10 protein-coding genes and 1 riboswitch are annotated in these 8,030 nt (G+C 57.6%); of the genes, 4 read left to right on the plus strand and 6 right to left on the minus strand.

Annotated elements, in window-relative coordinates; genetic code table 11:
• Positions 1-123 precede the first annotated feature (123 nt).
• Genes IM314_RS20925 through IM314_RS20935 form a run of 3 tightly spaced genes read left to right on the plus strand, consistent with a single transcriptional unit; the run spans position 124 to position 3,082 of the window.
• Positions 124-885, plus strand: a complete 762-nt coding sequence (locus IM314_RS20925; protein ID WP_041910727.1) for an endonuclease/exonuclease/phosphatase family protein — start codon at positions 124-126, stop codon at positions 883-885.
• Complete coding sequence (clsB, locus tag IM314_RS20930) at positions 882-2,120, plus strand: cardiolipin synthase ClsB (protein ID WP_193359329.1); 1,239 nt, start codon at positions 882-884, stop codon at positions 2,118-2,120. The genes IM314_RS20925 and clsB overlap by 4 nt, the downstream gene beginning before the upstream one ends.
• Positions 2,120-3,082, plus strand: coding sequence for a YbhN family protein (locus IM314_RS20935; RefSeq protein WP_193359328.1), 963 nt, complete (start codon positions 2,120-2,122; stop codon positions 3,080-3,082). Before clsB ends, IM314_RS20935 begins: the two co-directional genes overlap by 1 nt.
• A gap of 104 nt (positions 3,083-3,186) precedes the next feature.
• On the opposite strand, the gene IM314_RS20940 is transcribed toward IM314_RS20935, so the two are convergent.
• From IM314_RS20940 to moaA, 6 genes are all read right to left on the minus strand, one after another.
• Positions 3,187-3,894, minus strand: coding sequence for a Bax inhibitor-1/YccA family protein (locus tag IM314_RS20940; RefSeq protein ID WP_010428846.1), 708 nt, complete (start codon positions 3,892-3,894; stop codon positions 3,187-3,189).
• Between the two features lie 64 nt (positions 3,895-3,958).
• The gene (gene moaE / locus IM314_RS20945) at positions 3,959-4,411 is read right to left on the minus strand and encodes a molybdopterin synthase catalytic subunit MoaE (protein ID WP_041910729.1); all 453 of its coding nucleotides are present in this window, start codon (positions 4,409-4,411) and stop codon (positions 3,959-3,961) included.
• A 1-nt stretch (position 4,412) separates the two neighbouring features.
• Entirely contained in the window at positions 4,413-4,658 is a 246-nt protein-coding gene (gene moaD / locus IM314_RS20950; protein WP_045259953.1) for a molybdopterin synthase sulfur carrier subunit, read from the minus strand.
• Positions 4,651-5,136, minus strand: coding sequence for a cyclic pyranopterin monophosphate synthase MoaC (gene moaC / locus IM314_RS20955; RefSeq protein ID WP_008501142.1), 486 nt, complete (start codon positions 5,134-5,136; stop codon positions 4,651-4,653). The genes moaD and moaC overlap by 8 nt, the downstream gene beginning before the upstream one ends.
• A gap of 3 nt (positions 5,137-5,139) precedes the next feature.
• Positions 5,140-5,652: a molybdenum cofactor biosynthesis protein B gene (moaB, locus tag IM314_RS20960; protein WP_023292963.1), complete on the minus strand. Its 513-nt coding sequence runs from the start codon at positions 5,650-5,652 to the stop codon at positions 5,140-5,142.
• A 24-nt stretch (positions 5,653-5,676) separates the two neighbouring features.
• Positions 5,677-6,666 (minus strand): GTP 3',8-cyclase MoaA, encoded by a 990-nt coding sequence (gene moaA / locus IM314_RS20965; RefSeq protein WP_193359327.1) that lies wholly within the window; start codon positions 6,664-6,666, stop codon positions 5,677-5,679.
• Positions 6,654-6,787, minus strand: a riboswitch (molybdenum cofactor riboswitch). (Overlaps the previous gene by 13 nt.)
• A gap of 225 nt (positions 6,788-7,012) precedes the next feature.
• Between moaA and yvcK the strand changes: the two genes are divergently transcribed.
• A complete protein-coding gene (yvcK, locus tag IM314_RS20970; protein WP_028012420.1) occupies positions 7,013-7,921 on the plus strand; it encodes a uridine diphosphate-N-acetylglucosamine-binding protein YvcK in 909 nt (302 codons plus the stop codon).
• The last annotated feature ends 109 nt before the right edge of the window (positions 7,922-8,030 follow it).

Below are 8,030 nucleotides of genomic sequence, written 5' to 3' on the forward strand. Positions count from 1 at the left end.
CTGAAGGATTTTTCTCTGCTTAATCAGACTACCGCACTTTACGGAAAATTCCGTAACGCCGCATCTTTTTGTGACGCCGACTACACTTTATTTTCATCGGGATAGTCACCCAGGAAGGTGTTTATGAGCAAAAAAACGCAGCATTTCTCGCTTAAGGTGCTGACGATAAACATTCATAAGGGCTTCACAGCATTTAACCGCCGCTTCATTTTACCGGAGCTGCGCGACGCGGTACGCACCGTCAGCGCGGACATTGTCTGCCTGCAGGAGGTGATGGGCGCGCACGAGGTACACCCCATGCATTTCGAAAACTGGCCCGATACGCCGCACTATGAATTCCTGGCCGACACCATGTGGAGCGATTACGCCTACGGCCGCAACGCGGTCTATCCGGAAGGCCATCACGGTAATGCGGTGCTGTCGCGTTTTCCTATAGAACATTATGAGAACCGGGACGTTTCCGTCGGGGAGAGCGAAAAGCGCGGGCTGCTTTACTGCCGCATCACGCCGCCGGAACTTGACGTTCCGGTTCACGTGGGCTGCGTTCATCTCGGACTGCGTGAAGCCCACCGCCAGGCGCAGCTGCAGATGCTGGCGGACTGGACCAATGCGCTGCCGGAAGGCGAACCCGTGGTGGTCGCCGGGGATTTTAACGACTGGCGGCAGCGCGCCAACCATCCGCTGAAGGTCAAAGCGGGACTGGAGGAAATTTTCACCCGGGCACATGGTCGTCCCGCACGGACGTTTCCGGTGCGCTTCCCCCTGCTGCGCCTGGACCGCATCTACGTGAAAAATGCGCATGCCAGCAGCCCGACGGCGCTGGCGTTACTGAACTGGCGACATCTTTCCGACCATGCCCCGCTGAGCGCGGAGATCCACTTATGAAATGCACCTGGCAGGAAGGTAACCGTATTACGCTGCTGGAAAACGGCGATAACTTTTATCCGGCGGTCTTTGAGGCGATTAGCCACGCACAGCAGAAAGTCTACCTTGAAACGTTTATCTGGTTTGAAGACGACGTTGGCAGGCAGCTGCACAGCGTACTGCTGCATGCCGCCCGGCGCGGGATAAAAATCGAGGCCTTGCTCGATGGATATGGCTCGCCGGATCTTAGCGATGAATTTGTTAACGAGCTCACCGCCGCCGGCGTGGTGTTCCGCTATTACGATCCCGGTCCGCGTCTGTTCGGCATGCGCACCAACCTGTTCCGCCGCATGCACCGCAAAATCGTCGTAGTGGACGAAACGGTGGCGTTCGTGGGCGGCATTAACTACTCCGCCGAGCATATGTCGGATTACGGCCCGGAGGCCAAGCAGGACTACGCGATCCGCATTGAGGGACCGGTGGTTCAGGACATCCAGCTGTTCGTGCTGGAAAACTTGCCCGGTAAAGAGGCCGCTCGCCGCTGGTGGCGACGCCGTCATCGCCCGGAAGAGAACCGCAAGCCCGGCGAAGCGCAGGCGCTGTTTGTCTGGCGGGACAACGAGGAGCATCGGGACGATATTGAACGTCATTACCTGAAGATGCTTGCCAATGCGAAGCGCGAAGTGATTATCGCCAACGCCTATTTCTTCCCCGGCTACCGTATTCTGCACGCCATGCGCAACGCGGCCCGACGCGGCGTGAGCGTTAAACTGATTGTGCAGGGCGAGCCGGATATGCCGATTGTGAAGGTGGGCGCGCGCCTGCTCTACCGCTACCTGGTGAAAAGCGGCGTGCAGATATATGAATACCGCCGCCGCCCGCTGCACGGCAAAGTGGCCGTCATGGATGACCACTGGGCAACCGTCGGCTCCAGTAACCTCGATCCGCTGAGCCTGTCGCTTAACCTGGAAGCGAACCTGATCATCCACGACCGTCAGTTTAACCAGACCCTGCGGGATAATCTTCAGGGACTTATCCATAAGGACTGCGTACGGGTGGATGAGTCCATGGTGCCGAAACGGAGCTGGTGGAACGTTGGCATCGGCGTGGTGGTGTTCCACTTCCTGCGCCACTTCCCAGCGATGGTCGGCTGGCTGCCGGCGCATACGCCAAAGCTGGCGCAGGTTGATCCGCCGATACAACCTGAAATGGAAACCCAGGACCGCGTTGAAGCGGAAGATGGAGGCAAACCCTGATGTCAAAATCTCATCCTCGCTGGCGGCTGGCGAAAAAAATCCTCACCTGGGTATTCTTTATTGCGGTCGCGGTACTGCTGGTGGTATACGCGCAGAAAGTGGACTGGGAAGAGGTGTGGAAGGTTATCCGCAACTATAACCGGCTGGTGCTGCTGGGTGCCGTAGGGCTGGTTATCATAAGCTACCTGATGTACGGCTGCTATGATCTGCTGGGTCGTGCCTACTGCGGCCACAAGCTGGCTAAACGTCAGGTGATGCTGGTGTCGTTTATCTGCTACGCCTTCAACCTGACGCTGAGCACCTGGGTGGGCGGCATCGGCATGCGCTATCGCCTGTACTCACGCCTCGGATTGCCGGGTGGCACCATCACCCGCATTTTCTCGCTGAGTATCACCACCAACTGGCTGGGGTACATTCTGCTGGGAGGGGTGATTTTCACCATCGGCGTGGTGCAGCTGCCCGCGCACTGGTATATCGACGAGGCCACGCTGCGCATTCTCGGCATCGTGCTGCTGCTGATCATCGCCGTGTATCTGTGGGCCTGCGCCTTTGCCAAACGCCGCCATATGACCATTAAAGGGCAGAAACTGGTACTGCCGTCGTGGAAGTTCGCGGTGCTGCAGATGGCGGTATCCAGCGCCAACTGGATGGCGATGGGGGCGATCATCTGGCTGTTGATTGGCGAGGACGTGAACTACTTCTTCGTGCTGGGCGTGCTGCTGGTGAGCAGTATCGCCGGGGTTATCGTGCATATTCCGGCGGGAATTGGTGTGCTGGAGGCGGTGTTTATCGCGCTGCTGGCCGGAGAACATGTTTCACAGGGGACGATTATTGCCGCCCTGCTCGCCTACCGCATGCTCTATTACTTCCTGCCGCTGGCGCTGGCAACGGTCTGTTATCTGGTGCTGGAGAGCCGGGCGAAAAAGTTACGGGCGAAAAATGAGAAGGCAATGGCGAAATAAAAGCAAAACGGCAACTTTGTTGCGTTTTTAGTGTTTGTTCCCTCTCCCGTGGGAGAGGGTCAGGGTGAGGGCACCAGACCGCACCGCCACCCGGCAAAGCAACCTCAGCGACGGTTACCGAAAATCCGCAGCAGCATCAGGAACAGGTTGATGAAATCCAGATACAGCGTCAGCGCGCCCAGAATCGAGTATTTGCGCAGGTTGGAACTGTCGCGCACGTCAATCTGCTCGCCGATGTTTTTCAGCTTCTGAGTGTCATAGGCCGTCAGCCCGACAAAGACCACCACCCCGATATAGGTCACGGCCCACATCAGCGCGTCGCTCTTGAGCCACAGGTTCACCAGCGATGCCAGCACAATCCCGATCAACCCCATAAACAGCATATTACCTAAGCCGCTCAAGTCACGTTTGGTGGTGTAACCGTACAGGCTCATCACGCCGAACATCCCGCCGGTCACCACGAAGGTGCTGGCGATGGAGGAGTAGGTGTAGACGATGAAAATACTGGAGAGCGTCAAACCGGTCAGCGCCGAATAGAGCATAAACAGCGTGGTCGCCATTCCGGCACTCAGCTTTTGAACCAGGCCAGAAAGCACAAACACCAGCGCAAGCTGCGCGATAATCAGCCCAAAGAAGGTGATTTTGCTGGAGAAGATAAACATCATCAGTTCAGGCGTGTTCGCCGCATACCACGCGATAAACGCGGTAAGCAGCAGGCCGACCGTCATCCAGCCGTACACCTGAGCCATATACGTCTGCAGGCCGCTACGGGTCTGCTGTACTATTGAATCGGAACGCGGAAATCGGTCCATGATTCACTCCTGATTAAGGTTAAGAAGACACACACGTTAAGAGTAACACATCCACGTAAACCGACTACCAACGGCTGGCGGCCTGTTTATCGCTGTCGCGAGATTCCACCCAGCGCTCGCCTTCCGGCGTGGCTTCGCGCTTCCAGAACGGCGCTTTGGTTTTGAGGTAATCCATAATGAACTCCCCTGCCGCAAAGGCGCTACCGCGGTGCGCGCTGGTCACGCCGACAAAGACAATCTCTTCGCCGGGCCACATCTCGCCGATGCGGTGGATCACCGTGACCCGCCCGAGCGGCCAGCGGCCTCGCGCTTCATCCACAATTGCCGCCAGCGATTTCTCCGTCATGCCCGGATAGTGCTCCAGCGTCAGCGCTTTTACGCTGTCGCCGAGATTGTGGTTACGCACTTTACCGGTGAACGTAACGACCGCGCCGTCTTCATCGCGCTCCGCCAGCCAGTCATATTCTGTACCGACGTTAAAGCGCTCGGGACCGACCAGAATTCGGGTTTCAGCCATCTTAGCCCCCTGTGACCGGCGGGAAGAAGGCCACTTCATCCCCTTCAGTCAGCGGGTGGGTGAACTCCACCAGCGTCTGGTTAACGGCCGCCAGCAGCTTGCCTTCGTCGAGCGCCAGCGCCCAGCGGTCGCTTTGTGCCGCCAGATGCGCTCGCAGGGCGGCGACGTTTTCAAAAGAGGCGTCCAGCGTCAGGCTGTCGGTATTGACCAGCTCACGCACCTGGGCGAAAAAGAGCACCTTAATCATGGCTGTCCACCTTAAAATCACCGGATTTGCCGCCGCTTTTTGCCAGCAGACGAACCGGGCCAATCACCATATCTTTCTGCACCGCTTTGCACATGTCGTAGATGGTCAGCGCGGCGACGGAGGCCGCCGTCAGGGCTTCCATCTCCACGCCGGTTTTGCCGGTTAAGCGGCAGAGGGACTCAATACGCACGCGGTTGTGCTCCGGCTGCGCCTGCAGGTTCACTTCCACCTTGCTCAGCATCAGCGGATGGCAGAGCGGGATGAGGTCCCAGGTCCGTTTTGCAGCCTGAATACCGGCGATGCGGGCGGTGGCAAAGACGTCGCCCTTATGGTGACTGCCGTCGATAATCATCGCCAGCGTCTCCGGCAGCATGGTGACGAATGCCTCAGCACGCGCCTCGCGCACCGTTTCGGCCTTGGCGGAGACATCCACCATATGCGCTTCGCCAGCGGCGTTAATGTGGGTCAGTTGTGACATAGTTTACTTCTTCAAATGGGGATGAAAATTACACGGACGGGTACGGGCATCCAGCTGCGGGGCAATAATATTTTCCCATGCGGTGCGGCAGGCTTTGGTCGAGCCCGGCATGGCGAAAATCAGCGTGTTGTTTGCCACGCCGGCCACCGCGCGCGACTGCAGCGTGGAGGTGCCAATCTCTTCAAAGGAGAGCATGCGGAACACTTCGCCGAAGCCTTCCACCTCGCGGTCGAACAGCGGGATCAGCGCTTCAGGCGCCTGATCGCCTGCGGTAAAGCCGGTGCCGCCGGTGATCAGCACCACCTGCACCTCATCGCTGGCGATCCACTGAGAGACCTGCGCGCGAATGGCGTAGCGGTTCTCCTTCACGATCGCTTTATCGACGATGTGATGCCCCGCGTCATGGGCCGCCTCGCGCAGCCAGTGGCCGGAGGTATCATCCTCTTCGCCACGGCGGTCGGAAACGGTAAGAATAGCAATGCGTGTCGGGATAAATTCTGCGCTGACCTGACTCATCTTCTGGTTCCTTCTAAAGACTGATTACCCGCCGATGTAGGACAGGTTCTGAGTAATGCCGGTATTGCCCTGATGCAGGAAGTGGGTCTGCTTTTTGTGCGTCAGCGCTTCAGAAATGCGCGCTTCAAGCGCGGCCTGCTGCGCATCGTCTTCCAGCAGATCGCGAAGATCCACGCCACCGTCGCCAAACAGGCAGAGATGGAGTTTGCCGACGGAAGAGACGCGCAGGCGGTTGCAGCTGGCACAGAAGTCTTTCTCATAGGGCATGATCAGCCCAATCTCGCCTTCGTAATCCGGGTGACAGAAGACCTGTGCCGGGCCGTCGCTGCGCTGGCGGATCTGGTGGATCCAGCCGCGTTTCAGCAGCTCATCGCGCAACACCATGCCGGAAATATGGTGGCGGCGGAACAGTTCGCTGCCCTCGCCCGTTTCCATCAGCTCGATAAAACGCAGTTGAATGGGACGGGATTTAATCCACGCCAGGAAGGTGTCCAGCTGATGGTGGTTTACGTCGCGCATCAGCACCGTGTTGACTTTGACTTTTATGAACCCGGCGGTAAACGCCGCATCGATGCCGTCCATCACCTGGCGGAACTTGTCCTGACCGGTAATGGCGTGAAACTGCCGAGCATCAAGGCTGTCCACGCTGACGTTGATCGCGGTTAGGCCAGCGTCGCGCCAGTTGGCCACGTCACGCGCCATGCGGTAACCGTTGGTGGTCACCGCGATCTGGCGGATGCGTTCGTTTTCGCGAACGGCGGCAATGATGTCGGGGAAATCGCGGCGCAGGGAGGGTTCGCCACCGGTCAGACGGACTTTTTCGGTACCGAGCTCAGAGAACGCACGCGTGACGCGGCGCACTTCATCCACGGAGAGAAAGCCATTATTGGTGACGCTGCCCGGCTTGTAGCCATCGGGCAGGCAGTAGGTGCAACGGAAGTTGCACACATCGGTAATCGACAGACGCAAGTAGTAAAACTTACGCGCGAAAGCATCAGTAAGTTGTGAAGCCATGTACACCTTTCCAGATCGGGAGGCACAGTCATTTCTTTCTGTACCCTGGTGGCAAATCCGCCACGGCCAGGGCGCCATATCATTCGACACAGGCGCCAGGGCTAGAGTGTATGTTTTCAGTTTTGAAAACGTGGTTATGGCGATAGTAGCGTGGAAATCGACACTCCGCCATTGTCGCTTTTCGCTATATAATTATTTATATATCGATTCAGTCCTGCATTTTCGCTACAGAATACCTAAAAACCGCATTTTCGCATTGATATACGTCATTTTGCATTGGGTGAGGCATCGTCTTTTGGGGGTAGTTAGGTTACTGTTACGCGATCGAACGTGATAAGGAATACGTATGCGCAATCGCACTTTTGCGGATCTTGACCGAGTGGTCGCTCTTGGCGGAGGCCACGGCCTGGGCCGCGTCATGTCCTCTTTGTCGTCACTGGGCTCACGACTGACAGGGATAGTGACAACCACCGACAACGGCGGCTCAACCGGGCGGATCAGGCGGGCTGAAGGCGGCATTGCCTGGGGAGATATGCGCAACTGCCTGAACCAGTTAATTACCGAGCCGAGCGTCGCGTCGGCGATGTTTGAGTACCGTTTTGGCGGCAATGGCGAACTTTCCGGGCATAACCTCGGAAATCTGATGTTAAAGGCGCTGGATCACCTGAGCGTACGGCCTCTGGAAGCCATCAACTTAATCCGTAATCTGCTCAAGGTGGACGCATTCCTGATCCCCATGTCTGAACAACCGGTTGACTTGATGGCAATCGATGCCGAAGGGCATGAAGTTTACGGCGAGGTGAATATTGACCAGCTCCTCCTGCCGCCAACGGAGTTGATGACCTATCCGAGCGTGCCCGCCACGCGAGAAGCGGTAGAGGCCATTGGTGAAGCGGATCTTATCCTGATCGGTCCAGGCAGTTTTTATACCAGCCTGATGCCCATTCTGCTGGTAAAAGAGCTGGCGCAGGCGCTACGTCGCACCCCTGCCCCGATGGTCTATATCGGTAACCTGGGCCGTGAGCTGAGCCCGGCAGCGGCGAGCCTGTCGCTGGCGGACAAGCTGGACCTGATGGAGCAGTACGTCGGTAAGAAAATTATCGACGGTGTCGTGGTTGGGCCAAAAGTGGATGTGACAGGGATTGGCGATCGCGTAGTGGTGCAGGAGCCGCTGGAAGCCAGCGATATTAAATATCGTCACGACCGCCACCTGCTGCGCGAGGCGCTGGAGAAAGCGATTCAGGCGTTGGGTTAGGTTCGCTTTGTGCGGCCTGATGCCCTCACCCCAGCCCTCTCCCACTGTACGGTCCGGGGACATAGTGAACACTTGTTCGGGGACATGGTAGACACTTACAACTAAGGCA

The organism is Enterobacter cloacae complex sp. P42RS (assembly GCF_014930595.1).
Taxonomy (GTDB): domain Bacteria; phylum Pseudomonadota; class Gammaproteobacteria; order Enterobacterales; family Enterobacteriaceae; genus Enterobacter; species Enterobacter bugandensis.

What these genes read in the sequence shown, in the direction of transcription:
- IM314_RS20925 (WP_041910727.1), top strand. Translation starts at nt 124, where the DNA reads ATGAGCAAAAAAACGCAGCATTTCTCGCTTAAGGTGCTGACGATAAAC.
- IM314_RS20935 (WP_193359328.1), top strand. Translation starts at nt 2,120, where the DNA reads ATGTCAAAATCTCATCCTCGCTGGCGGCTGGCGAAAAAAATCCTCACC.
- moaB (WP_023292963.1), bottom strand. Translation starts at nt 5,652, where the DNA reads ATGAGTCAGGTCAGCGCAGAATTTATCCCGACACGCATTGCTATTCTT.
- IM314_RS20940 (WP_010428846.1), bottom strand. Translation starts at nt 3,894, where the DNA reads ATGGACCGATTTCCGCGTTCCGATTCAATAGTACAGCAGACCCGTAGC.
- clsB (WP_193359329.1), top strand. Translation starts at nt 882, where the DNA reads ATGAAATGCACCTGGCAGGAAGGTAACCGTATTACGCTGCTGGAAAAC.
- moaE (WP_041910729.1), bottom strand. Translation starts at nt 4,411, where the DNA reads ATGGCTGAAACCCGAATTCTGGTCGGTCCCGAGCGCTTTAACGTCGGT.
- moaC (WP_008501142.1), bottom strand. Translation starts at nt 5,136, where the DNA reads ATGTCACAACTGACCCACATTAACGCCGCTGGCGAAGCGCATATGGTG.
- yvcK (WP_028012420.1), top strand. Translation starts at nt 7,013, where the DNA reads ATGCGCAATCGCACTTTTGCGGATCTTGACCGAGTGGTCGCTCTTGGC.
- moaA (WP_193359327.1), bottom strand. Translation starts at nt 6,666, where the DNA reads ATGGCTTCACAACTTACTGATGCTTTCGCGCGTAAGTTTTACTACTTG.
- moaD (WP_045259953.1), bottom strand. Translation starts at nt 4,658, where the DNA reads ATGATTAAGGTGCTCTTTTTCGCCCAGGTGCGTGAGCTGGTCAATACC.